Raw genomic sequence first — 26238 nt, forward strand, 5'->3', positions numbered from 1 at the left:
CAAAAAAGGGTGAAAATCCATGCCAAATAAAGTGTTATTCTGTGCAACAGTTGACTATCATTTCAAAGCATTTCACATCCCAATTTTGAAATGGTTTAAAGAAAAAGGCTGGGAGGTTCATGTTGCTGCAAGTGGTGAAAATGAGCTTCCGTATGTTGATCAAAAATATAATATACCAATTCAGCGTTCACCTTTTCACAAGATGAACATAACCGCCTATAAGGAGCTAAAGTCAATCATTCATAATAATGATTTTAAGATCATCCACTGCCACACACCGATGGGAGGCGTTCTAACACGCATGGCAGCAAAGCAGACCCGAAAAAATGGAACAGAGGTGCTCTACACCGCCCATGGCTTTCATTTTTGCAAAGGAGCCCCAATGATGAATTGGCTTCTCTATTATCCGATTGAAAAAATGCTGGCTGCGTATACAGACTGCTTGATCACAATAAACGAAGAGGATTACAATCTAGCAATCTCTCACCGTTTTATGTCAGGTGAAGTGGAGCATGTTCATGGCGTCGGAGTTGATACGGAACGATTCAAACCGATGAATTCGGAGGAAAAACAACAGCTAAGAGAGAAACTTGGCTACAAACCAGACAATTTACTGCTCTTCTATGCAGCTGAATTTAACAAAAATAAGAATCAGCAATTCCTTATTAAATCCATCGCAGAGATTAAGGAAACATTGCCAAATGCAAAACTCCTTCTAGCAGGAGAAGGGGCACTTCAGGATTCTTGCAGAAAACTAGCCTCTGAGCTTGGAGTTGATAGTATGGTAGATTTTTTAGGCTATCGCAAAGATATCGTCAATCTGCTTCCAATGTGTGATGTGGCAGTTGCTTCTAGCTTGAGGGAGGGACTACCGGTCAATATTATGGAGGCGATGGCTTGCGGGCTGCCGGTGGTGGCGACGGAGAATCGAGGGCATAATGAACTCATTCAAAATCTTTATAACGGTTGGACGATTAAACCAGAAAATAGTCAGGATATGGCAAATAAAATCTTTCATCTAGCGAGCAATCCTAATCTAATCACAATATTAGGTGAAAATGGACGTGAAAGAATTGAAAAAAACTACAACATTAAAGCAGTAGTAACTGAAATGAGTCATCTTTACGAAAAATATATGAAGGAAATGGAGGGAGTAAGGTGGGCAGACCAATAAGAGTCTTACATGTTGTTGTTAACATGAATCGCGGCGGAGCGGAAACCCTTATCATGAACCTATACCGCAATATCGACCGCTCGAAAATACAATTCGACTTCTTAATTTGTAAAGAAGGAGTCTTTGATCAGGAGATCTTGGATCTGGGCGGAAAAATCCACCGAATTCCTTACATTACAGATGGCGGACATTTTCATTACATAAAGAATTTAAATCAATTTTTTAAAACAAACAATGATTATAAAATTGTCCATTCCCATATGGATAAAATGAGTGGCTTTGTTTTGAAGGCTGCTAAGAAGGGTGGGATTCCGGTTCGGATTGCCCATAGTCATAGCACAAGAAGTGAAGGGAAATACCTTAAAAGAATATATAAATGGTATTCAGGTAGGAATATTGTCAAAGATTCTACTCATTTAATAGCATGTTCTAAACCAGCTGCAGATTGGTTATTTAAAAAGAAAATGAATGAAGTAAATTATATTAAAAACGGAGTCGATCCAGAGAAGTTTGGATTCTCATTGAAAAACAGAATTCATGTACGAAAAGAACTAAATATACCAAATGATTGTTTAGTTATTGGTCATGTTGGAAGTTTTACCCAACCAAAGAATCACCTTTTTCTATTAGAAATATTTAGAGAATTTAATAAAAAAAATAATAATAGTGTTCTAGTGTTGGTGGGTAGCGGACAACTAAGGGACTTGATTGAGAACAAAATAAAAGAATTAAATTTAGAAGACAAAATAAAAATTCTAGGAATAAGAAGTGATATTCATAGAATACTTCAAGCTTTTGATGTTTTTATATTTCCTTCATTATATGAAGGTTTGCCTGTAACCTTAATTGAAGCACAAACAACTGGATTACCTTGTATAATTGCTGATCATATTACGAAAGAAGTAGATATTGGTGCTGGGCTTATAAGCTATATAAGTATTAAAAACTCCCCATCAGAATGGTCAAACGTAGTCTTAAGGAACAAGGTAAGAAACATAAAATCACTTGAAGCTTTAAAGAAAAGTGGGTTTGATATTAGAGAAGTTGTTAAATGGCTTGAAGTTTTTTATATTCAAAACGGACTGAAAAAAGATTTTTTTCAAATAAAGGAGTCAAGAAATGTCTCGAATATCATGTTACATAAAAGTAGGTGAAGTTTCTTTACATCTTTATCAGGTAATTGCGGGTTTTATTCTACTCGAAAGACAGGGAATTATTAAATTAAATATAGAAATAATGAAGAATACAGTGCAAGTTCAAACACCAAACAATATGGTAGAAGTCATTATAAATAATGATATACGTATTATATATGATTTAAATGATGGTTACGATAATTTGTTAAACGAAGATGAAAACTATCTAGATTTTATGAATAAATTATTGGATAGATGTGACTTTTATTTTAAAAGGAGCTATAGCACAAAACAAAATATAAATTTAAAACATCCAAATAAGATATATCCACTTGGTCTAAATTATATGGTAACAACATCTAGGAATATAGCTCATAGACCATTCCCACTAGATCCTGTAAAAGAAAAGGTGAAAAAACTAATACGAATGTTACCATTTTCTGAATTTTACAATGGTAATTATAAATTGGAGACTTTTCAGGATATTCCTAGAAAGCAATCGAACCCAAAAATTTTATTTATGGCTCGACTTTGGGAAGTTACGAAAGAAGACTTTGAAAAAAACCCAAAAAAAGGTGAAGAACGAAAATATATTAATCAAGTTAGGGCGGAATGTATTAGATTATGTCAAAAAGAGTTTGGAGAGAAATTTTTTGGTGGAGTTAACGCTTCACCCTTTTCACTTGAAAATTACTCTGACATTGTCATCAGTGATAAAAAAATCACTAAAAGAAATAATTATTTGAAAAAGGTAAAGGAATCTACAATTTGTATTTCGACCATGGGACTACACGAATCAATAGGTTGGAAATTCGGGGAATATGTTGCTGCTAGTAAAGCGATTGTATCCGAGCAATTACATTATGAACTCCCTGGGGACTTTTTAGAGCATAAAAATTATTTATCATTTAACTCGCCAGAACAATGTGTTGAACGAATCTATTCCTTATTAGAAAACGAAAATTACAGGTATCAAATGATGGTTGACAATTTTGAATATTATCACAAATATGTTAGAGCGGACCGACTAATATTAAATAGCATTTTAACTGTTCTAAATAAAGAGAGGATGAATCTGAGTGAACAAAACACTCACAGTATTTACGCCTACATATAACCGTGCACATACCCTTCATTTATGCTATGAAAGTTTAAAGAGGCAAACATCCAAGGATTTTGTTTGGTTAATTATTGATGATGGTTCAAATGATAGAACTAATGAACTTGTTAATACATGGATAAAGGAAAATGAGATTTCTATTCGGTATCACTATCAAGAAAACCAGGGTATGCATGGAGCACATAATACTGCTTATGAATTAATTGATACAGAATTAAATGTTTGTATTGATTCTGATGATTATATGTCAGATGATGCGGTATCAAAAATTGTTGAATTCTGGGGAAAGTTCGGTGATCAAAAATATGCGGGACTAATTGGATTAGATGCCACTCCTACTGGAGAAATTATCGGAACGAAGCTCCCGGAAAATTTAAAAGCAGAAACAGTTTCGAAATTGCATGGAGTTCATAAGGTAAAAGGAGATAAAAAACTTGTGTATCGTTCAGACTTAACTAAAAGTACTAAACCTTATCCACTTTTTGAAGGGGAAAAGTATTGTCCACTTAGTTATAAGTCTATTTTGATTGATCAAAAACATCCTTTATTAATCATGAATGAAGTTTTATGTTATGTTGAATACCTAGATGATGGGTCAAGTATGAATATTATAAATCAGTATAAAAGAAATCCAAAAGGATTTGCTTTTTTTAGGAAGATAGCTATTCAATATGCTCCAACATTTAAAGAAAGGCTAAGAGAGTCAATGCATTATGTATCTAGTAGTTTAATGATGGGGAATAAAAAATTTTTGTTTGAGTCACCTAGATTTTTTACTACATTAATGTCGATACCATTTGGGGTTGTACTATATCTCTATATAACTAGAACAAGTAAAGCAACGGTTATAAAAAGTTGATAAATTTTTAAAGTTGAAAGGATATTAAAAATGACAGTACTATGGGGGATGCTTTTAATCGTGTTTATATTAGCCTTTTTTTCAAGGTATATACCAATACTAAGTGCTACAATTCCATATACATTAATTAAACCTAATAAATTCATGATTATTTTAGCACTAACATGCATAGTACTTGTTTCCGGTTTAAGAAATAATATTGGTGATACTTCTGCTTACATGCACTCATACGAAATTCAAAATTTCACGTGGGAACATGTATTAGAAAATAAAGAGCCTGGCTTTGGCTTATTACAAATGGTATTAAAAAATATTTCGAATGATCCTCAACTTCTTATTTTTATAACTGCCTTAGTAACAAATGTATTAATTATTATTACTCTATTTAAATATGCGAAAATGATCGAATTAAGTCTTTATGTATTTATCACATCTGGAATGTTTACAGTTTCAATGAATGGTATACGCCAGTTTCTAGCTGCTTCGATCATTTTTTGGGCAACTAAATATTTACTTGAAGGGAATTTCAAACGGTATTTTTTTATCATACTTTTTGCATCAACATTTCATGAAAGTGCGTTAATATTAGTTCCAATATATTTTATTGTTAGAAGAAAGGCTTGGACAAAGATTACATACTCACTATTGGGACTCACAATCTTAATTGTAATGGGATTTAATGAATTTTCACAAATTTTATTTTCTGCAATAGAAGATACACAATATGGTCAATATAGTAATTTCACAGAAGGTGGAGCAAACATTATTAGAGTTATAGTTGATTCTGTACCGATTATAATAGCTTACCTAGGAAGAGATAAGCTAAGAAAGCTGTGGCCAAAAAGTGATATTATCGTCAATATGTCTATAATAGGTTTATTGTTTATGTTCATAGCAACACAAAATTGGATTTTTGCTAGGTTTAATATTTATTTTAATTTATATAACTTAATATTAATTTCATGGATTATCTACTTATTTAAAGAGAATAACAGAAAATTTATTTATTATGGAATATTAATATGTTATTTAATGTATTTTTACTATGAACAAGTAATTTCATTAAGTTTATTGTATCAAAGTGATTATATTAATTTTTAAGAGGGGCCAATATGAGTTGTTTAAAAGAATTAAATGAACAAAATTTACAGGAAATTCTAGAGGGGATTTATAAAAGAGGTCAAGAGGTAGAAAATATTAGTGTAAAAGAACTAATTGAAGAAATTCAAAAACTATTTCAAGGATACATTTCAAAATGAAGGAGGGGGGAAAGATGAAACGTCTATTTGATTTAAGTATATCGGTGATTTTACTAATTCTACTTTCCCTAATTATGATTTCTATTACAATACTAGTAAAAGTAAAATTAGGATCACCAATCTTTTTCAAACAACAAAGACCAGGCTTACATGGTAAGCCTTTTTATTTTTATAAATTTCGAACAATGACTAATGAAAAAGATGAAAAGGGAAATTTGTTACCAGATCATATGAGACTACCTCCATTTGGTAAGTTCTTAAGAAAATCTAGTTTAGATGAGTTTCCACAGTTAATAAATGTGATAAAAGGTGATATCAGTTTAGTTGGTCCGAGACCATTATTAATGGAATATTTACCGCTTTATACAAAAGAGCAGGCTAAACGACATCTTGTTAAACCAGGTATTACTGGTTGGGCACAAATAAATGGACGTAATAGTATTTCATGGGAAGAAAAGTTTAAATTAGATATATGGTATGTTGAAAATCTTTCATTTTTACTTGATTTAAAAATCTTGTTTTTAACTGTATATAAGGTAATTAAATCACAAGGAATCAATCAACCTGGTAACGCTACTGTAGAGAAATTCAAAGGAACTAGTATAAATGAGGGAAATGGATGAATATTGTAATAATCGGTCAAGGTGGTCATAGTAAAGTTATTATAGATATGATTCGTATTAACGAGTGTTTTAAAATAATAGCTTTCTTAGATGATAAATTTAACGATATTTTGAGCAATGAAGACATTTTTTATGGTCCAATCTCAGCTTATAAATTTCTTATCGATCAATATAAAGATATTAAATTCATAGTAGCAATAGGAAATAATCAAATAAGAAAACAAATTGTAGAGTCGCTAAACCTTGAAGCTTTTGATTATATGACGATTGTTCATCCCTCGGCGATCATAAGTCCCAGTGTAATGATCGGAAAAGGGACTTTAATTATGGCAAATACTGTTATTAATGCTGATACAATGATTGGAGACCATGTAATCATTAATACTGGCTCAATAATAGAACATGACAATAAAGTAAATGATTTTTCACATGTGTCACCAAATGCAACCTTAACGGGAAATGTATATATTGGTGAAGGAGTACATATAGGTGCATGTGCTACGCTTATCCCAAGTGTCCAGGTAGGGGCATGGTCAGTCATTGGAGCTGGAGCTGTAGTTATAAATTCTATTCCCGAAAATAGAACGGCAGTAGGAGTACCAGCTAAAATAAAAAAGTAGGAGGTGTTTAAATTTGCAACATGAAAGAATTTATCTTTCGTCCCCTCATATGAGTGGAAATGAAATGAAATATATAAGAGATGCATTCGATTCAAACTGGATCGCACCATTAGGACCAAATGTAGATGCGTTTGAAAGAGAAATTGCAAATTATGTAGGAGTCAATGAAGCTGTTGCTGTAAGTTCAGGTACTGCAGCTATTCATCTGGCTCTTTCTTTATTAGAAATCAAAAAAGGAGATAAAGTTTTTTGTTCTACTTTAACTTTTGTAGCAAGTGCTAATCCCATCCTTTATCAAGGCGCAGAACCTGTTTTTATTGATTCTGAACCGGACACATGGAATATGTCACCTCAAGCTCTTGAAAGAGCTCTTCAGGAATCAGCAATTCATGGAAATCTACCTAAAGCAGTAATCGTCGTTAATCTTTATGGTCAAAGTGCAAAAATGGATGAAATCGTTCCTTTATGTAACCAATTTGATGTACCAATTATTGAAGATGCAGCAGAATCCCTTGGTTCTTCATATAAAGGAAAAGCGAGTGGGACTTTTGGGAAGTTTGGGGTATATTCATTCAATGGAAATAAAATTATAACTACTTCAAGTGGTGGAATGCTAGTTTCGGATGATCAAGAATTATTAAAAAAAGCAAGGTTTTTAGCGACACAAGCAAAGGATCCTGCTCCTCATTATCAACATAGTACAGTTGGTTATAATTATCGAATGAGTAATGTACTCGCTGGGATTGGTAGGGCTCAATTAGAAGTGTTAGGAGAGAGAGTAAAAGCAAGAAGGTTAATATTTGAGCGTTACAAACAAGAGCTAGACTCTATTCCTGGAATAAAATTCATGCCTGAACTAAACAACAGCCAATCTAATCGCTGGCTCACGGCTATTACCATTGATGAAAAAATAGTTGGATTTTCAAACCATTCTTTATTAAATAGTTTGGCAGATGAAAATATAGAAGCACGTCCAGTTTGGAAGCCTCTGCATATGCAACCTTTATTTGAAGGAACAAAATTTTATCTTCATATTGAAGATATGAATATTTCGGAGCATTTGTTTCACAATGGTTTGTGTCTTCCATCAGGATCGAACTTGAAAGAATTTGATCAAATGAGAATCATTAAATGTGTAAAAGATTTTCTCTCAATTAAAGTTTAGGATTACATATTCAAAATTTTGGAAGGAGGTTAAAATAATGGGTTCTTATACAATTCCTAAATCAGTTCATTATTGCTGGTTCGGTGGTAAAGAAAAACCTCAAATCGTTCAAAAATGTATAAAAAGCTGGGAAAAAATTCTGTATGATTATGAATTTATCGAATGGAATGAAAAAAACTTTGATATAAGCAGTAATACATATATTCGTGAGGCTTATCAGGCAGGGAAATTTGCTTTCGTAAGTGATTATGTTAGAGTGTATGCTTTATACCATTTTGGAGGAATTTATCTAGATACTGATGTTGAAGTGTTTAAACCATTTGATGATTTATTACATCATGAATCATTTTGGGGATTTGAACAAGAGAATTATATAGCGACAAGTACGATTGGGGCTAACAAAGGGAATCCAATAATTGAAATATTTTTAAATTCATACGTTGATAAACCGTTTATCAAAGATGATGGTAGTTTTGATGACTTAACCAATGTTGCAATTGTTACAAAGATCCTTCAAGAATTGGGATTAAAAACAAATGGAGAATATCAAGAATTAAAGGATAATGGAACTTTTTATCCTCAAACCTATTTTTCACCGTATGATTATATTAATTGTAGAAAGTTTATCACAGAAAATACTTATGCAATGCACCATTTTTATAAGAGCTGGTTGCCTCCAAAGGCTAAATTTAAAAGCAATATGAAAGCAATAGCAGCTAGTGTTATTGGTGGAGAAAATATAGCAAGATTAAGGAGAACCTTTAAATAATTATTTTGCATAAGGAGAATATCAATGTTTAGTGTATTAAGAAAAATTGTAAAGACCCTTATTTCTGAAAGTCAAAATCGAGGGGTATACTATTCATTAATAATGAATTTATCACAATTAAATGGGATTACACGTGGATTGTTTTTTAAATTTCTTTATTTAAAAAACATTAATTCTACTATCTATTCTCTTCAATCAAATAGTAAAATTGAAATTTTTAACAATAAATCAAGATTAAATATTGGAAAGTTTGTATTTATTAGAAAAAATGCTAGTTTAAGAATTGATTTTAATGGTGTTTTAAGTATAGGTGACAATGTATTCATTAATGATAATTGTAATATAAATTGTGTGAATAAGATTGTTATTGGAAAAAAAACAAAAATAGCTCCAAATGTTTGTATAAATGATCATGATCACAATTACAAACATACAACAGATGATCATCTTATTAGAGGTGAAGTAATTATTGGTGAAAATGTTTGGATAGGTTCAAATGTAGTTATTCTAAGGGATACGATTATAGGAGATAATGCAGTAATAGCTGCAGGTAGTGTTGTAAAGGGAGAAGTGCCTTCAAATACTCTATTTATTAATAAAAGAGAAAACATTATAAAAAATATTATAAAGAAAGAAAAGTACGTAGTTAAGGCAAACTAAAAATAATATTTTTAGAGGGAAGTTAATGAAAAAAAATATTTTAATTTCAGTATTTGATATGGAAATTGGTGGAATTGAAAGAAGCTTAATCAACATGTTAGAAAGTTTTGATTATCATAAATTTAATGTTGATTTATTTATATGTGAACATAAAGGCGACTTAATGTGTCAAATACCAAAGAAGGTTAATATTCTGTCTCAAATAAATAAGTATTCGGTTTTTAGAAAGCCAATAAAACAATGTTTAAAGGAAGGTCATTATGCCACATCATTAATAAGGATAGGTAGTAAGTTTATCGCTGAAGCAAAAGCTAGGTCAAAAGATTTTAAAGAAGGTTCCGGATATATTCAAATGCAGCTTGTCCAAAAATACGCATCCATTTTTCTACCTCGATTTAAAAAAAGATATGATGTTGCAATAAGTTATGCATGGCCACATGATATTGTAGCGAAAAATGTAAATGCTGAGAAAAAAATTGCTTGGATTCATACGGATTATAGTAAGTTGGAAATAGATAATAGGTTAGATTTAAGAGGATGGATGCAATTTAATCATATAATATCGATTTCCGACGAATGTACCAAATCATTTTTAACGAAATATCCAACACTTGAAGAAAAAGTATTAACATTGGAAAATATCACTTCACCAAACTTTATCAATAATTTGGCACAAGATCATATACCTTTAACAGAGATTAATAGTAAAGGGAATTTTAACATTTTATCAGTAGGAAGATTATCCTATGTGAAAGGTTTTGATATGGCTGTTAAAGCTTTAAGATTATTACATGATAAAGGTTTAACATATATAAAGTGGTATGTTATTGGTTATGGTGGGTATGAAAGTGAATTATCAGAACTTATATCTAGTTATAATCTTCAAGATAGCTTTATTTTACTGGGAAAAAAGATAAATCCATATCCATATATGAAAGCTTGTGACCTTTATGTCCAGCCTTCAAGGTACGAAGGAAAAGCCGTTACAGTTACTGAAGCAAAAATATTAAAAAAACCAATAATTATTACAGCTTATCCAACCGCTAAAAGTCAATTAATTAATGGAGTTGAGGGCATCATATGTAATTTAAGTGTTGAGGGGCTATCTACTACAATTGAGAAATTGGCAGAGGATAAGAAAGAGCGGGAAAGACTAATAGAAAATTTAAAAAAGTTCGATTATAGCAATACGGAAGAACTAAACAAATTATATCAATTGATTGGTTAATTTTAATTTGTAAAAAGGAGTAAACTATGAGCTTCAAGGTGAGTGTAATAATCCCTGTTTTTAACGCAGAAAAGTATGTTGCTCATTGTATAGATTCACTATTAGCCCAAACATTGAAGGAATGTGAATTCATTTTTATTAATGATGGCTCGCAAGATGAAAGTCTAAAAATAATTGAGCGTTATGGAAATTTAGATCCTAGAATAAAGATAATAAATCAAAAAAATCATGGTGTTAGTATTGCTAGAAATCGAGGGTTAGAAATAGCTACTGGTGAATATATTGGTTTTGTTGATTCAGATGACTATATTGAAAAGAATATGTACCAAGTTCTATATTCTTCTTTGAAACAAAATGATTGCGATGCAATTATTTCTAATTTAGAAAGTGAAATGAATGGCAATAATATTGTTACAACTTATCCATTTTCCTGTGATATAAAACTAGATAAAAAGTATATAGAACAGGAATTAATACCTTACTTTTTAAAAAACGATAATTTGAATACTGCAGTTAATAAACTCTATCGAAGGGAAATAATAAATAAATATCAAATAAAATTCCCTGAAAAAGTAGCATTAGGAGAAGACGGATTGTTTAACATCCGTTTTTTTTGTTATGCAAAATCTTTTAAATATATAAATTATTCTGGCTATCACTATAGAGAAGTGATTGGAAGTGCAACAAGGAATATTTCCAAAAAAGATTATTTTAATCGAGTTTTAGAAGTATATAATTTAGAAATTCCTGAAATACAAGGAAAAGTTGATGAAAAGATAATACAACAATTGAAATCGATAAAATTAATAAAAAATGTAATGTCTTATATACATGTCTATTTTACACCAACTAAGGAAGTACCTTTTACTAAGAGATATAAATATATAAGCAATATGATTAATAACAAAGATGTAAGAAAGGCGTTAAAATCTTTTTATTTTGCCAATTATAAAAGTTTAGGAAGATATGAGAGAGTTGTAATTAAATTAGTAAAATATAAGTTTACCCTTGGTTTATATATAACTGTGGGATACAGCAGATATAGAAATAAATAAGAAAGGATGTTATTGATGAACATTTTAATGTTTGCTCATGGCGGGAGCCTTAATAGAGGTTGCGAAGCAATTGTTCGGTCTTCAACAAATATCTTAAAAGAAAAAATAAGTGGAGCTAAGGTTTATTTGGCATCAGGAAAACCAGAGACTGATCAAATCATAACAAAGCTAGATGGAATCTATGATAGTTCAGGTTGTCAAATAAAAAAATATTCTTACGATTGGTTTCTATCATCAATAAAATTTAAGTTGTTTAATGATGAATCATTCGGAATAAGAAAATCAGAAAACAATACAATAAAACACATTAAAAATGCAGATATCTGCCTGTCAATCGGTGGAGATAATTATTGTTATGGTGATCAACCTGGACTGTATGAGATTGATAGGGCGATTAAAGAACAAGGTAAAAAGTTAGTTTTATGGGGATGTTCAATTGGAAAAGAAGATATGACCGATAGAACTTTAAATGATTTAAAGCTCTTTGATTTGATTTTAGCTCGTGAAACATTGACATATAATATGTTGTTAGAAAAAGGATTAACAAATGTGAAACTCTGTGCAGACCCTGCATTTACAATGGAAAAAGAAGAACTTCCATTACCTATTGGATGGAAAGAAAACAAGACAGTAGGGTTAAACTTTAGTCCACTCGTGTGGAAGAGAAATAAGGATTCACAGGTTTCTGTAAAAGAATTAATTAAACATATAATAAATACAACTGACTTTACAATAGCACTTACACCACACGTAATTGCAGAAGGTAACAATGATTATGAAGTCCTATATAAATATTTTCTTGAGTTTAAAGATACAAAAAGAGTCATCATCTTACCAGATAATCTAAACGCCATACAGTACAAAGGTTATATAGCTAGGATGAGATTCTTTATTGGAGCAAGAACTCATGCAACTATTGCAGCCTATTCTAGTCATGTACCTACCATGGTATTAGGATACAGTGTAAAGTCTAAAGGAATATCAAAAGATTTATTTGGAGAAGAAAAATTCGTCTTAAACTTAGCAGAACTATCTGATAGTGAAAAATTAAATGCTACATTTGACCAGTTGTTAACCGAAGAAAGTGAAATGATTAATAAGTTAAAACTATCTATTCCTCATATTAAGGGAAAATCGTATAAAGCTGTAGAATATTTATACGAAATTGCGGAAGAAGGCTGAGGTATACATGAAAAAAAACTTGTTATTTGTTATACCGAGTTTAGCAGCTGGGGGTGGAGAAAAGAGCTTAGTTAATCTACTGTCTCAAATTGACTATGATCTATATAATGTAGATTTATTTTTATTTAATCATGAGGGACTATTCATGGAGTTCTTGCCTAAGCAGGTGAATGTATTACCTTTACCTAAGATATACCAAATGTTTAGCCTGCCATTGTTAAATTCAATTTTTAAGCTATTGATAAGAGGAAAACCAATAATAGCTTTTAATCGAATAATGTTTACTTTAATAAATAAAAAAGTTAAAGAAACATCAATAAGAGAACAATATAGTTGGAAATATATATCTAAATCATTGAATCGTTTACAGAAAAAATATGATGTTACTATAGGCTTTTTAGAAAAATCATCTACTTATTATTGTATTGATAAAGTAAGCTCTTCGAAAAAAATTGGCTGGGTTCATAATGATTACGACAAATTACGGATGGATCCGAATTTTGATGAAAAATATTTTAGTAAATTAGATCATATTATTACAGTATCAAAGGAATGCGCAGCTATTTTAAAACAAAGATTTCCTGCTGAAAAGGAAAAAGTAAAGGTTATTTATAATATTGTTTCACCTCCAATGATTAAATCAATGGCAAGCTTTAAAGAATATAAACTATCTTCTAAAAAAAATGATGAAATTTTTATTCTTACAATAGGCAGGTTACATCATCAAAAAGGGTATGAAATAGCAATTGAGGCTTGTAAAATTCTTGTAGGAAGAGGGTTTAATATTAATTGGAATGTAATAGGTGAGGGAGATGAGAGGGAGAAACTAACGAAATTTATTGAAGAAAATGGTTTAGTCAAACATTTTAAATTATTAGGCCTGAAATCGAACCCTTATCCGTATATACAACATGCAGATATTTATGCCCAAACATCTAGATTTGAAGGGAAATCAATAGCAATAGATGAGGCAAAAATATTAAGTAAGCCAATTATTGTTACAAATTATAGTACAGCTAAAGATCAGATAACCCATAATGTAGATGGATTAATTGTCAAAATGGATCCAGGAAGCGTTGCAGAAGGTATTGAAAGATTGATAAAAAATAAAGAGTTAAGAGAAAGTTTATCGAAAAATCTATCAAATCTCAGTTTAGGTACAGAAGATGAAATAAGTAAACTTTATAAGTTAATAGGATAGTACAGAAAAAGAGGTTGAAAAATTCATTAACTAGTTAATGTTTAAAAATAGGAGGTCAAAATGTTCAGTAAATTATTACTGTCTTTAAAAATTAAATTAGGGAAAACCACAAGAGAAGAACTATCAGTAAAAGCTTGTATTCAAAGAGGGATGAAAGTAGGGGAAAATTGTCATGGTTTAGCTAGTAGTACCATTGATTATGCACATTGTTGGTTAATCGAGATTGGAGATAAGGTAACATTTGCACCACAAGTATATCTTCTTGCACATGATGCTAGTACTAAAAGACATTTAGATTATACTAAGATTGCTAAAATTAAAATTAAAGATAACGTTTTTATAGGTGCACGAGCATTTATTATGCCTGGAATAACAATAGGAGAAAATTCTATTGTTGCTGCTGGAAGTATTGTTACGAAATCTGTCCCTGAAGGATCTGTAGTTGCAGGTAATCCAGCAAGGATAATATCAAAAACCAAAGATTATATTGATAAGCACAAGGAGGGATTGGAAGAAGCAAAAATATATGATAGTAGTTGGACAATTGGTGAAAATATTACTAAAGAAATGTGCATAACAATGTCAAAAGAGTTGGATTGTTCTCTTGGTTATGTTAAATAACATAACTTAGGAAACGAAAGGATTATGAAAAATGATACTTAACATACTAAGTACTCTTATCTTTTTAATTATATGTATAGTTATTACATTAGATTTATTACCAAAAGTTAAAGATTGGTTTTTGAGATTACATATAGGGAGGATTAATGATAAGGTAACATGGAATGAAAATATTACAAAAAAGGGTTTAAAGTGGATTTTGGAAACTCCCAAGATAAAAGTAACAGATAACACTAGATTAGTTGTTATTGATATGTTAAAGGGGAACTATTCCAATAATACAATCCAACACTGGCAGGAAGCGGCACTTATTCTTGGTATATCTGAGTATTTAAAAGATAAGACAGATAAAGAAATAGAGAAGGCGATAACAAATTATTTAAATAAAAAATTTCATAAAAACGGAAAGTGGAAGGTTATCCCTAAACATATAGATGGCGCTATTCTTGCTTACGCGATTATGAAATTAGACTTTATTAATACTGATCAGTACAAATCAGCATTCGATGAAATATGGGATTTAATAATTAATCATATTGGTGAAGATGGAACTGTTGAGTACCGAAAATTTATGAAGAGTTATCGCTATGTTGATACAATTGGGTTCATTTGTCCATTCTTAGTCAGTTATGGATTAAAATTTAAAAAAGAAGAATGTATTCAACTAGCGATTAAACAAATAAAAGAATTTGAAACATTTGGAATGTTGAATAAATATTTTATTCCTTGTCATGTATATAAAATTGATAATAAAATTCCACTTGGTTTATTTGGTTGGGGCAGAGGCCTTGGATGGTATGCTATAGGTTTAATAGATTCATGGAATGAACTAAGAGAAGATTGTAAATATAAAAAGGAACTGGAAATAAGTGTTAAGAGGTTTGCTATCGCTGCAATGGACTTTCAACAAGAGAATGGGAGTTGGAATTGGAGTGTTACTCGAAATGAAAGTAGATCAGACTCCTCATCAACCGCCACCTTAGGATGGTTTATGTTAAATGCGGCAAAAATTCAAGATATATCAGAGGCGTGTTTATCTAGTTCTAAGTCTGCTATAGATTACTTAATGAAAGTAACGAGAAGAAATGGAGCTGTTGATTTCTCTCAAGGAGATACAAAAGATATAGGTGTGTATTCTGCATTGTTTGACATTTTACCTTTTACTCAAGGATTTTCTATAAGATGTATAAATTATTATATACGCAATTTTAAGTTATCCAATAATACTAAATATGAAAATGATGAAGATAAAGATATTATGAAAAAATCGGTATGAGAATTTACCTTAAAAGAAAAGGAGTATAAAATTGAAAATTACAGTATTTACTCCAACATATAATCGAGGCTATACGATTGAAAAATTATATAGATCCTTGCAGCAACAAACTTTCACAGATTTTGAATGGTTAGTAATTGATGACGGATCAATGGATTCAACTGAAGAATTGTTTAAGGAATGGTTTGACGAGAAAAATTCATTTGTTATTAGATACTACAAAGTTGAAAATGGAGGTAAACATCGTGCCATTAACAAAGCTACTGACATAGCTAAAGGTGAATTATTTTTTATCGTGGATTCTGATGATTATCTTGTACAGGATGCGTTAGAGTCCATTATTAAATGGGAGCATAACTTAGAAAATAATGAATCTTATTGCGGGATTTCTGGTAATAAAGGGCAAAATAAATTAGATTATATAGGAACTACATTTGATGGAGAATATATCGATGCTACTTCTCTTGAACGAAACAAATTCAACATTACAGGTGACAAAGCAGAAGTTTTCTATACGAATATCCTAAAAAAATATAAATTTGATGAGATAGAGGGAGAAAAATTTATTACGGAAGCAACAGTATGGGATAGAATGGCGCATGACGGCTACAAAATCAGATGGTTTAATGAAACAATCTATATTTGTGATTACTTAGAGGATGGGTTAACAAAAAATATGAAGGAAATATTCTCCAAAAACCCTAAAGGAACAGCTGTTTATATTAAACAACAAATTAAATACTATAATTGTAATTTAAAAGCCAAGTTTTCTTACTATAACTTATATTATGAATTTGTAAAAGATAGATTAGGAATAAATCAAGTGGCAAACTATTTAGAGATTAAAACATTAACACTTTTAACAGCCATCTCATTGGTTAAGTGTAAAAATCTTTTCTTGAAAAAAACTAATGTATAAAAAGCTCATAATCATAACTTTTATGGGTTTTTGTATTGTAAATGGAGAAAAAGATGAGAGTTAAAAATTCCTTACTGAATATTGGTGCAGGCTTAGCAAATCAAATAATTATTACATTATTGAGTTTTGTTTCAAGGACTGTTTTTATAAATACTCTAGGTATTGAATATCTTGGGATAAATGGACTATTTACGAATATATTATCTATGCTAACAATTGCTGAGGCAGGTTTAGGTGCAAGTATTATGTATAGCCTATATAAGCCAGTAGCAGAAAACGATTATCACAAAATCAGTGTCTTAATGAAGTTCTACAGAAATACCTATATGGTGATTGCATTAATTATTTTAGTCTTAGGTTTATCAATTATGCCATTTCTTGATTTTTTTATTAAAGATTCAAAAGTTGATAATATTCACTTGATTTATTTTATTTTCCTGTTGAACACAGCAGCACCCTATTTTTATATACATAAAAACTCGTTTTTAAATGTTTGTCAGAAAGGATATATTGTAACGGGTATATATTCAGTTTCATCTATTTTATCTGTCTTAATAAAAATAGCTATTCTTCATTACACTCAAAATTATATTTTGTATTTGATTATTGAAAGTTTCATTACAATTGGTAATTCCTTTATTTTGGTAATTGTTGTGAATAGGATGTATCCATATCTAAGGAATAAAATAAAAGAAAAATTAGATAAGGAAACAAGACAAGATATTACAAAAAACGTTAAAGCTATCGTTATTCAAAATATAGGGAATTATCTTGTATTTGGAACAGATAATATTATTATTTCATCATTTGTAAGCGTGACAGCGGTTGGTCTTTATTCAAATTATAATATGTTAATTGAGATTTGCAGAACTTTTACCTATCAGGTTTTTAATAATATTTATCATAGTGTAGGGAATTTAGTAGCTATAGAAAGTGTTGAAAAAGTATATAGTGTATACAAAACATATAGTCTTGTTAACTTCTGGCTTTATTCTTTATTTACAATTCTCTTATTGATTTTGTTAGAGGATTTTATTACTCTCTGGATTGGTTCTAGGTTTCTCATGGAAGAAGGAGTACTATGGATATTAATGATTATTTTTTATGAAAGAGGAATGAGGAATTCTATTACTACAGTGAAAACAACTTCGGGCATTTTTCACGAAGATCGATTTGCACCTCTTTGTCAGGCTGTCATAAACTTAATTGTTTCAATTTTATTAGTTCAACAAATGGGAATAATAGGTGTATTTATTGGTACTTTAGTGAGCGTATTAGCAGTTCCGTTTTGGACTACTCCTTATTTAGTATATAAAAAAGTTTTCCATCAACCCATTTTTCACTATTTTTTAAAATATACTTTTTTTATCACCATAGGAATTGGAACTTATTTATTAACAAACTTTATATGCACCTTCATTCCTTCTCTCAATCTATTGAATCTAATAATAAAGTTTTTAGTTTGTTTGATTGTACCTAATGTAGTTTATATTTGTATTTTTCATAAGACAGATGAATACAGATACTTATACGGTATTTTTAAAAATATTAAAGAAAAATTGGTTGGAGGTATGAAACTTAAGAAAATAATTAGAAATGCAGGTTAAATAAGATTACCTATTTCCAAGGCATATAGATTGTACATTAATATTTGTTGAAAAAGCAAATTTTGAAAGTTGTGATGATATGAAAAAAAGAGTTGCTTTTTATATTGAATCAATGGTGGTTGGAGGAGCAGAGAAGGTTCTAATTGACCTTGTAAATAACTTAAATCCTGATAAATATGAAGTTACAGTAATTACCTTGTTTAAGAAAAGTATATATTCTGATTATTATTTTCAATTTGAAGAGGAATTTAGACATCATGTTCAATATAAGCATTTAATTGACAATACCAATAAGCTACGATATCAACTTTTTAATTATCTATATGCACATATTCCAAAATCTAAAATGTATCGTTATTTAATAAAGGATAATTACGATGTAGAAGTGGCTTTTTATGAAGGTTGGCCAACTGAATTTGTAAGCTTCTCGTCGCAAAAAAGTTATAAATTAGCTTGGTTACATACAAATCAGTCGCGATTATACCAGAATTTAACTCCAAGCCAAATAAAAGAAAAGAAAAGAATATACCAATCCTTTGATCAGATAGTAGGTGTTTCCAATGACGTGTGCCAATCATTTAAATTTATATTCCCTAAAACTGAACCACAATGCGTATATAACCCACTACAAGATGAATTGATTTACACAAAAGCACAAAAAGAAGAAGTTAAGCGAAAAGAAGTAATTCAGTTTGTAACAGTGGGGCGTTTAATATCAGTAAAGGGATATGAAAGATTGATTTCTGCTTTGGCAGAATGTAAAAGAGAGGGCTATTCGTTTGGCCTATGGATGATTGGAGAAGGAGAAAACCGAGATCAGTTAAAAGAAATGGTGAAACATTATCATATGGAAAAGGAAATTCAATTTTTAGGACAAAAATCCAATCCATATCCATATATTAAAGCAGCTGATTGTATGATTTGTTCTTCTTATTCAGAAGGTTTAAGCACTGTTGTAATTGAGTCAATTATATTAAGAAAACCTGTAATTACTACTGATTGTTCCGGAATGCAAGAAATATTTGGATCACTGGAATGTGGCTATATATGTGAAAATAGTGAAGAAGGTCTGCTAAAAGCCATAAAAAAAGTATTGGAAAAACCTAATGATTTGGAGTATTACCATAAACAGGCACAGCAGCGTAGTGAATTTTTTTCTATAAAAAATAGAATGGCTGATGTGGAGAAATTATTAGAAGGATCAACAACGTAATTTAGATTTGTATAGTCTGTACTTAGTTTGAAAGATATTTTCCAACTTGTAATTCATGAACCAACTGCCTGTTTCGATGCTGCCCTTTTACGATCGACATTGTTTGGTCAAAGCAACCGATAGAAGTGAGGGGAAATCTAGGAGCCATGATTTCAGATCTGTCACGGGATGAACTTGAATTTAATTATGAATATAAGGTTTGGCTGAGATTAAAGGTAGCTATTTTCAAGATTTAACTGAATAGCTGATTTCATTAAACTGCTTTTCCTTATTTTAATGCCAGGCAGATGATTTATGAAGAAGGTTGCTTTTCGTTTTAGGCAACCTTCTTTCAGCAGGTAAAATAGCAATGTTATTTCAAAGATTTATATGAAGTTGCTAAGAACGATGATCTGAGAGTAGTACTTCTAAAATCAAAAAAGACGATGCTGATCAATTAAAAAGGACAAAGCAGAATGAGGGTGAGAATATTTTACTCTGGAAATGGATAAACAAAAATAAATCAGGAAATATCAACCCTGTTATAAATTTCATCTAAAATAATACCTCCATTAGTAAAGTATCAGTCTGTTTTGTAAGATAAAAAAATTTGTATTAAAAGGTTAAAGTTTATAATAAGCCACCGAAATAACAGTTTATTTCTTGATTAAATCTCGTGCTTCTTTTAATTTTTTTTAACTATCGCTTCTCTACATTTCAATTAAATTAACAAATTAACGCAACAAATAAAAAAGTATCTTCCTAGAATCCATCAAAGAATACCTAAAATGTTTCTAAAATATAAGTAACGCTGTTAGAATACTACCTTATTTAACTCTTCCGATTCTGTTTGTTATCAATTCACTATGATACTCCTTGGTACTTTCTTCAATACAGGTAATGCGTTCTCCTAGAAAAATCATGTGCTTTTCGTTTGAACTTAAATCAATCCAAATATCCCCCTTTAAAAACCCTCTGCTTCAAAATGCATGCTTTCCAGGCTATTATATTTTAATGAATTAATATTAATCAACAGTTGAACTTTATAACTTATTACCAACTGAGCGCAGCAACTAAAAATCTTACTGCTACTGTCATTGATTTTTATCACTCTCTCAAATGAAAAAAAAAGCCCTATAAAGATAGGACCCAAATAAACTGAAAACAGTTTAAGTTGTTATCTTTTTCTTACTTATAGCTGTTAGTAAATCTTTCATTAAGCACTTGCTTTTTTGTTAGATAATAATAGATTCTTTTGTTTTCCATAACGGATCCATTTCCTTAGTGGTTCCTCATAAAATCTATACGTTAATGCACTAAGTATCAATGTAATTACAAAACAAACAACTGTCATATATGTTTCAACAAATTTAAATTGCAAATAATATCTAATAACCAGTTGGTGAATCATATAAAATGAAAAGCTAATTTCTCCCAGGTAAACTAATAATCTGTTTGATAATAACCTTGAAATAATACCCTTTTGATGGGCAAATATGTATACCAAGATGCACCATACCGGGATAAAGAAGCCTCCTCTTACAGCACCAGTGTGTAAGTTGACTGAAATTAATAGTGCAACCATAAATAATAAAACGGCTGAAATTTCTGCAATGGAATGTTTTTCTGAACTCCAATTGTTCTGGGTTTTTACAAATATTAGCCCTAAAACAATCCCAGTTATAAATTCAAATAAACGTGCAACAGGAAATATGTGAAGCGCCCAAATCAGAAAATGATTAGATTCATTCAGATTAAAATTTAAAACAAACAATCCTATCCATACTATAGTTAACAGGAGGATTGATATGAATTTGTAATTATGAATTTTAAGTTTTCTAATATTAAAAATTAGAAATGGGAATGTCAAATAGAAGAATGCTTCTACTGATAAGGTCCAAGATACACCGTTGAAATTAAAATAAGTTGCTGAACTAGGGGAAAAACTCTGTATAAGAGATAAATTGATTATAGACATATAGATTAATTTAATTAAATACAATCTATCAGGATTAAAATATAACAAGGTTATAGGTAAGGCAATTAAAAAAGTTAGAAGATGTAATGGATATATCTTTGCAAACCTTGCTTTATAAAACTGTTTTAAATTTGTTTTATTTAACTTGTTTATCTTGTTATGGTAGTTGAAAGTGAGAATAAAACCCGACAATACAAAGAAAAAAGACACTCCAGCTGCACCCAACTGATACTCGCTTAAAATCCCGGCATGAAATACAAAAACCATTAGTGCTGCAATAAACCTAAATGATGTTAGTGAATTTAACAAATACCTCTCTCCCAATCAGTGATATTTTGTTCTTTAATAAGAACTAAACTAATTTTATAACTAACGTATATTTAAATGCAAGTTATTTTTAGGCGGGATCCATATTTAAATGTGAGCTATTCTAAAATTCAAGATACATAGAGTTTATATCCAGCATCACTTAAATAAGATTTCTCACCCGTAGGTATAGATTCATGTTTATAAAATTCATTCCGAAGTCTATTAGACCGTTAAAAACAGAAAAATCTTATTTTCTGCCTCAACTCCATCAACTTCAAAAAATCGACAAATTATTCGATCAGATCAGCTAAAGATGATGTTGAAGTCTGCCAATTTTTTTAGTAATGTTCCATCGACAAAGACTTTATGTTCAGTGGAATCCCATATGAATACTATATGTCTGTTAACATCATCTTATAAAGTTAAAGAGGTTTTAACCCTGAAAAAAGATAATGAATATACAGCAAATATTTATCTTCTAATCATGTGATTTCGATAGGACATTTTATCAATTCGGTGAAAATATGCAGATATATACCAAGTGACGAAATACATTCTGTATATGTAGATGCTCAGGCAGCATCGAGCTCAAGTGGCATAGCAATGGATAGTGACACTATTAATCTAAAAACTCTTGGTTAAAGTTATGTATTAAAGCGTTAACTAATAATACAAAAAACTAATATAAAGGAGAGATTTCAAAGTCCTCCTCTATATTTAACGAAATGCAAAAATTATAGAAAATAATTATGTTTCTTCTAAAAGTCATTAAGCACATATATGTGGTATTCGAATAAAAATTGTAGTTAAACAATATTATTAAAAATATCATGGACTTTATAGTAAGCCCCAGTATGAAGAATACCTGTAGAGTAGGACGCTGTATTAGTAAAGATATTTCTAGCTAATACAGAATCCCCTTGCGTTTTAAAGTCATTGGCTAAAGAGCCTTTACCATTAAATATATTATTAAATACTCTATAATTTTGTGTTCTGCTCCATACTGTGATCGTTGACCGATTAAATGTATTATTGATTGCGGCTAAACTGCCGCCAGCACTGAAAATGACGCCTAATCTAGAGTTAAAGGTATTATTCTTTAAAATATCTCCAACCATGTGTTCCCATCCATCTTCCCAGTCAATGTCACATCCCGGCATTCTTCCACCATTATTAGAAAAAGTATTACCTTCAATAAGCCAATTTTGCCCCCCGCACATAGCAAGACCAGTACTAAAGTTATCTTCAAAAGTACAATTTTTTATATAACAGTTTCTTGGCATGCCCATTGTTCTTATAAAAGCTACAGCTCCATTAAAGTCATTATCTCCTGAAGATGGAGGAGCTTCTTGGTAAATGACAATTTTAGCGTATTTAGCATTGGGAGGTTTTGGGTAATTATAGTACTGCAAATTATACATTTGAGATTCAATATGAAGATAGTTTTGGTCATAAAAATGAATTGAATATAATCTTGATCTTAAATAAGGATACCCATGATATCCTTGTGTATATCCTAGTAAATAGTACTCTCCTAAACCAGATACATCCATGTATTGATTATATCTGTAATAATTAGATGTTTTACTATTGTCAATATTTCCGTTTTCATCAAGATTTCCTGCTTCAAAATCAAATCTACTAACAGAAATACTTTGAGTGGTTCTTCCCATATTCCTATTTGTGAGTGTTCCAGTAATCACATTAAAACCGGGAGATTTACTAAAAGTGCAGGATTCAAAACCTGTGTTCATACAATCATCAATTAAAACGCTTATACATCCTTCAACGGAATCTTGAATGGAAGTTGAATCTCTTTCTCCATATACATGTGTCCTTATTAATTTTGTGTTTTTTACATTAGTAAAATAGAACATTTTGTAGCCTGTAACAGTTAATATACTAGGTTCAATATTAAGAATGGAATCACTAAAATCAATAATCATATCTGTTGGCGGATAGATGGTCCTTACTGCTGGGCTTATTAAATATGTGCCTTTGGGGAAAATAATTTTCTTATATCCATTAACAGCGGCGTGATCTAATACATTTTGAATGCCATTAGTAGTATTGGATGAATCTGTGTTATCCAATTTTATCGAATAATCATTTACATCAACATAATAGATTTCCGCTTCCGTCAAAGGAGTTTCGACATTACTAACGACAGTAATATCGAAACTCTCAGAATATGTTCCTGTTCCATCATAAGCAGTAAGTGTCGTAGTACCTGGGGAAACTCCCTCTACTACTCCATATTGTACTTTGGCTACACTAGGATCAGAGCTTTCCCAAAGCACAATATTATCATGGAAAATATCATACAGGAGATTACTGGACAACGCTGTAGCCATGACAACGAAACTTTCTCCTGCATTAAGTGAATTAGTTTTTCGATTAATTGACATCCCAATAATGTTTCTTGTAGAAGATGGAGGAGAAACAACCTGTCCCCCTATTTTTACATTTACGTATTCTGTAAAGGTTTGGCCTTCATAAGTAGCAGTTACTGAAACATTTGTTTCTCCATCAGATATCCCAGTTAGTAATCCATTATTATCTACAGTTACAAAACCTTCATTGCCACTTTGAAATGTGATGCTTAATAGTTCTGTATATCGATTTGGTAATCCTTGTACAGAAAGCCGTTGACTTTCTCCAGCTTTTAATTGTACATTAGTAGGATTCACTGAAATACCCTCAAGCGACTCTTTATTTTGATAAAAATGATAATTGTTTCTTACCTCATTGTCTGTAAGTTCACGATTGTAAATGACAAATGCAACCAATGTTTCAGGTGCCGTGTTATGTCCTACGAAATTCCGTCTTAATTGCAGTGGTGATACAGCCATAGAATTAATATAGGATACAAAGTCTTGTGGAACTGGTATTCGTCCATTTTCATTAATAGCATCATTAATAAAAATGGACGCCGTGTTATTTACATTTATTCTTAATGTGAATATATTAATAGCATTGGATCCAATAGGATTTACCCACTCTTGATAACTTTGTCTGTACCCAGTGCTGTCAACAAACCAATAGGAACCAATTCCTCTATTTCCTTCACTGCCATCAGTTTTTCGGTATTTTGTGAACGAGTCAGACTTAGCTGAAGTAAACTTTCCATCCTCTGTTTTCCAGTGTGAGCCATTCGTATCATAACTAATCATTTGAATAGTCAAACCGCTATTTAAATCGATCAATTGATTTAATGGACTTGTATTTGTAGGAATCTGTACATAATCCTGTACTTGCAACAATAATCCTTTATTATCGACATACCCATCAGTAGCACTATCATTAGAAACTCCAATCAAAGTGGCTTCAACATTGTTCACTGTATCGGTAATTGTATTCGAGGTAGACTCTGCTTTATTTGTAAAGTCATAGTGTAAGATAAGCCCGTCAGAAATAAGCACAATTTTCGTATAGGTTACTGTTTGAATTGTACTCTCATTTCCAACAGTATCTTTTGCAAAAGCTTTTAAAGTGGTGGTTTCAGTTAAAGTTAAAGGTGATGAATAAACAGGGCTTGAGGTAGTGGGGTCAGTTCCATCTATCGTATAATAGATCGTTGCGGTTTCTTCTGTTGTCATGGTGACAGTTTGGATATCAGTAAAGGTTCCGCCAGACGTGATCGTAAGCGCAGGAGGTGTAGTATCTTCAGCAGCTGTAGTAACATTAATATTTGTCCCGCTTGACTCATTCCCAGCTATGTCTCTAGCAACAACACGAAATGTATACTCCGTAAATGGGGTTAAGTCTGTCACCTTCATATTAGTACTATTAATTGATGCTAGAAACGTTCCATCTTGATAAATATTATACTCTGCTATGTCACTTGAAGGGGAGGCTGTCCATGATAAAGTTAAAGAGATAGGTGTAACGTTGCTAGCGGATAAATCAGTCACCTCTTCTGGTGGCGTGGTGTCGGGATCTGTTCCATAAAAGGGTGCTGACACAATAGCTCGATAAGGGACGGAGGTGTTAATAGTAACGGATCTAAATGGTGTGAATTTCCCATTGAAGGTTTCCTTTGGTTTAACTGAAATGGTGATGCCATGGATTGTAAAAGTAAGGTCAGTTGAATTATGGTCATTTGTAATTTTAAATCCCATCATATCATCTTGATACGTCTTTGTAATTGTAGAGGTTCCTTCAAAATAATCCATTATTACTAAAACCATTTTTTCACCTTCCTCGTTGAACTCCATTTTATGAATATCTTTGGGTACACCGTGTAGAACACTTCCTTTCTTAAAATTAGAAAGATTTAATATTT

General features: G+C 30.9%; 21 protein-coding genes and 1 pseudogene. 20 read left to right on the plus strand and 2 right to left on the minus strand.

What is annotated here, in order from left to right; translation table 11 throughout:
* Positions 1 to 19: 19 nt before the first annotated feature.
* From I7822_RS11815 to I7822_RS11910, 20 genes and pseudogenes are all read left to right on the plus strand, one after another.
* A complete protein-coding gene (locus I7822_RS11815; protein WP_207978316.1) occupies positions 20 to 1174 on the plus strand; it encodes a glycosyltransferase family 4 protein in 1155 nt (384 codons plus the stop codon).
* Positions 1159 to 2244 (plus strand): annotated as a pseudogene (locus I7822_RS11820) (glycosyltransferase family 1 protein); the annotation flags it as partial. The gene I7822_RS11815 and the pseudogene I7822_RS11820, both read left to right, overlap by 16 nt.
* A 49-nt stretch (positions 2245 to 2293) precedes the next feature.
* Positions 2294 to 3427 carry a glycosyltransferase family 1 protein gene (locus tag I7822_RS11825; protein WP_207978320.1) on the plus strand — a complete coding sequence of 378 codons (1134 nt, stop codon included), beginning with the start codon at positions 2294 to 2296 and terminating at the stop codon, positions 3425 to 3427.
* Positions 3390 to 4289 carry a glycosyltransferase family A protein gene (locus I7822_RS11830; RefSeq protein ID WP_207978322.1) on the plus strand — a complete coding sequence of 300 codons (900 nt, stop codon included), beginning with the start codon at positions 3390 to 3392 and terminating at the stop codon, positions 4287 to 4289. Before I7822_RS11825 ends, I7822_RS11830 begins: the two co-directional genes overlap by 38 nt.
* 30 nt (positions 4290 to 4319) lie before the next feature.
* A complete protein-coding gene (locus tag I7822_RS11835) occupies positions 4320 to 5390 on the plus strand; it encodes an EpsG family protein (protein ID WP_207978324.1) in 1071 nt (356 codons plus the stop codon).
* An 11-nt stretch (positions 5391 to 5401) separates the two neighbouring features.
* Positions 5402 to 5548 carry a YwzD family small protein gene (locus I7822_RS11840; RefSeq protein WP_207978326.1) on the plus strand — a complete coding sequence of 49 codons (147 nt, stop codon included), beginning with the start codon at positions 5402 to 5404 and terminating at the stop codon, positions 5546 to 5548.
* Between the two features lie 14 nt (positions 5549 to 5562).
* A complete protein-coding gene (locus I7822_RS11845) occupies positions 5563 to 6171 on the plus strand; it encodes a sugar transferase (RefSeq protein WP_279381952.1) in 609 nt (202 codons plus the stop codon).
* The gene (locus I7822_RS11850) at positions 6168 to 6791 is read left to right on the plus strand and encodes an acetyltransferase (protein ID WP_207978329.1); all 624 of its coding nucleotides are present in this window, start codon (positions 6168 to 6170) and stop codon (positions 6789 to 6791) included. Before I7822_RS11845 ends, I7822_RS11850 begins: the two co-directional genes overlap by 4 nt.
* A 49-nt stretch (positions 6792 to 6840) precedes the next feature.
* The gene (locus tag I7822_RS11855) at positions 6841 to 7956 is read left to right on the plus strand and encodes an aminotransferase class I/II-fold pyridoxal phosphate-dependent enzyme (protein ID WP_207978469.1); all 1116 of its coding nucleotides are present in this window, start codon (positions 6841 to 6843) and stop codon (positions 7954 to 7956) included.
* Between the two features lie 37 nt (positions 7957 to 7993).
* Positions 7994 to 8725 carry a glycosyltransferase family 32 protein gene (locus I7822_RS11860; protein WP_207978330.1) on the plus strand — a complete coding sequence of 244 codons (732 nt, stop codon included), beginning with the start codon at positions 7994 to 7996 and terminating at the stop codon, positions 8723 to 8725.
* A 24-nt stretch (positions 8726 to 8749) separates the two neighbouring features.
* Complete coding sequence (locus tag I7822_RS11865; RefSeq protein WP_207978332.1) at positions 8750 to 9385, plus strand: acyltransferase; 636 nt, start codon at positions 8750 to 8752, stop codon at positions 9383 to 9385.
* Positions 9386 to 9410: 25 nt separating this feature from the next.
* The gene (locus I7822_RS11870) at positions 9411 to 10613 is read left to right on the plus strand and encodes a glycosyltransferase (RefSeq protein WP_207978334.1); all 1203 of its coding nucleotides are present in this window, start codon (positions 9411 to 9413) and stop codon (positions 10611 to 10613) included.
* Positions 10614 to 10639: 26 nt separating this feature from the next.
* Positions 10640 to 11668 carry a glycosyltransferase family 2 protein gene (locus I7822_RS11875; RefSeq protein WP_207978336.1) on the plus strand — a complete coding sequence of 343 codons (1029 nt, stop codon included), beginning with the start codon at positions 10640 to 10642 and terminating at the stop codon, positions 11666 to 11668.
* 15 nt (positions 11669 to 11683) lie between these two features.
* Positions 11684 to 12850, plus strand: coding sequence for a polysaccharide pyruvyl transferase family protein (locus I7822_RS11880; protein ID WP_207978337.1), 1167 nt, complete (start codon positions 11684 to 11686; stop codon positions 12848 to 12850).
* Positions 12851 to 12857: 7 nt separating this feature from the next.
* Positions 12858 to 14051, plus strand: a complete 1194-nt coding sequence (locus tag I7822_RS11885) for a glycosyltransferase (RefSeq protein ID WP_207978338.1) — start codon at positions 12858 to 12860, stop codon at positions 14049 to 14051.
* Positions 14052 to 14111: 60 nt separating this feature from the next.
* Entirely contained in the window at positions 14112 to 14672 is a 561-nt protein-coding gene (locus I7822_RS11890; protein ID WP_207978339.1) for an acyltransferase, read from the plus strand.
* A gap of 31 nt (positions 14673 to 14703) precedes the next feature.
* On the plus strand, positions 14704 to 15948 hold the full coding sequence (locus I7822_RS11895; protein WP_207978340.1) for a glycoside hydrolase family 88 protein: 1245 nt from the start codon (positions 14704 to 14706) through the stop codon (positions 15946 to 15948).
* A 31-nt stretch (positions 15949 to 15979) separates the two neighbouring features.
* A complete protein-coding gene (locus I7822_RS11900) occupies positions 15980 to 16867 on the plus strand; it encodes a glycosyltransferase family A protein (protein ID WP_207978341.1) in 888 nt (295 codons plus the stop codon).
* A 53-nt stretch (positions 16868 to 16920) separates the two neighbouring features.
* Positions 16921 to 18474, plus strand: coding sequence for a lipopolysaccharide biosynthesis protein (locus tag I7822_RS11905; protein ID WP_207978347.1), 1554 nt, complete (start codon positions 16921 to 16923; stop codon positions 18472 to 18474).
* 79 nt (positions 18475 to 18553) lie between these two features.
* The gene (locus I7822_RS11910) at positions 18554 to 19687 is read left to right on the plus strand and encodes a glycosyltransferase (RefSeq protein WP_207978349.1); all 1134 of its coding nucleotides are present in this window, start codon (positions 18554 to 18556) and stop codon (positions 19685 to 19687) included.
* Between the two features lie 1195 nt (positions 19688 to 20882).
* Here I7822_RS11910 and I7822_RS11915 read toward each other — a convergent pair.
* The gene (locus I7822_RS11915) at positions 20883 to 21953 is read right to left on the minus strand and encodes an acyltransferase family protein (RefSeq protein WP_207978351.1); all 1071 of its coding nucleotides are present in this window, start codon (positions 21951 to 21953) and stop codon (positions 20883 to 20885) included.
* An 806-nt stretch (positions 21954 to 22759) separates the two neighbouring features.
* Positions 22760 to 26143 (minus strand): chitobiase/beta-hexosaminidase C-terminal domain-containing protein, encoded by a 3384-nt coding sequence (locus I7822_RS11920; protein WP_207978353.1) that lies wholly within the window; start codon positions 26141 to 26143, stop codon positions 22760 to 22762.
* Positions 26144 to 26238 lie beyond the last annotated feature (95 nt).

This window comes from Metabacillus bambusae, from assembly GCF_017497975.1.
GTDB lineage: Bacteria > Bacillota > Bacilli > Bacillales > Bacillaceae > Metabacillus > Metabacillus bambusae.